The 1,258-nt window shown below is 58.6% G+C and carries 1 protein-coding gene; it reads right to left on the reverse strand.

Annotated features, from left to right (window positions below):
• Window positions 1–1,258: acyltransferase domain-containing protein (locus tag QZ377_RS08565; RefSeq protein WP_291440744.1), on the reverse strand; the 1,258-nt coding region annotated here is incomplete at both ends.

Genomic DNA, 1,258 nt, shown 5'->3' on the forward strand with positions numbered 1-1,258 from the left:
CCGGAGCCAGCAAGGCGCTTTTGTCGATACGCGGGATTTCTATGCCAAAAGCTGCGGCCCCAGCGGTGGGCCAGTATACACTCAGCTCGCGGCCCCCGGCGGACTCAGCCAGCCAGGAACAAAGTTCCACAGCCTGGCGGCAGACAGTGGCCGCGGCATCCAGGCCGTCGGCCCCCTCACCGCCAAAACGGCAGTCCACCAGCACATCAGGGATCGTTAACTCATGCTTCAAGGCATCAAGCGTCTGAAATACTGCTGTATTCCAGCCCAGTTTTTCAAGTGCTTCGGCCCAGCCAACACCTTCACTGCCGATAAAACCTACAAGCCCGTCGAATGCAGCCTTCCGGGGCAACAGCATCTGCTGCCAGCAAAGACTTGATACCTGCGTTTTATCAGGCGCGCTTTTTCCGGCAGTGTCCTTATCCTGGCCTTCCAGCCAGAAACGCTTGCGCTCGAAGGGATAACCGGGCAAGGCCACCGTGCGCCCCTTGCCGCACAATGCATCCACCTTTTCCCAGTCTGCGTGGCCGCCGCCCTGCCACAACTGCCCCAGAGCTTCAAGCAGTGCGGATACTTCGCTGGTTCTGCCCTGTTCTGGCGGCATGGTCGGAATCATCGCAGGTCTGTCCCTGAAGACGGGATGTTTGCGTAACATGGCACTCAGTTTGCGTGATGGGCCAACCTCAAGCATAACGGCCCGTTCTGTATCGCAGAGCGTGGAAATCTCGTTTGAAAGAAGCACCGGCTCGCACATCTGGCGAACCCAGTACTCGGGATCTGTGGCTTCGTTGTCCGTCAGCAGAGTGCCAGTGACGTTCGAAAGAATGCGCAACCGAGGCTTGTGGAGCGTAACGCTTTCCAGCACCTTGCGCAGTTGGGGCTTTGCGCCTTCCAGCAGGCTGGAATGCCCGGCCCTGTCTGCTGCGATTCTTGATGCAGGCACATTTTCTGCGCTCAGCGTATCGTGCAGAGCTTCAATGCCCTGTATGGACCCCGAAGCAACGCAGCCATCAGGGGTGATGACCGCCCCAATGGAAACGCCGCCGGGCAACCGTGAGCGCAGATCCTCATGCCCCATCTGCACAAAGAGCATTCCGCCTTCCGGCGAATTGCCGATCAGCCGTGAACGCTCCACAATCAGACGGATGGCATCATCCTCTGAAAATACTCCGGCAATTGTGGCCGCAACGTATTCTCCTGCGGAGTGCCCCATCACTATTGAAGGCATTACGCCCAAAGCCATCAGCAGACGCGCCAG

Source organism: Desulfovibrio sp., from assembly GCF_019424165.1.
Lineage (GTDB): Bacteria > Desulfobacterota > Desulfovibrionia > Desulfovibrionales > Desulfovibrionaceae > Desulfovibrio.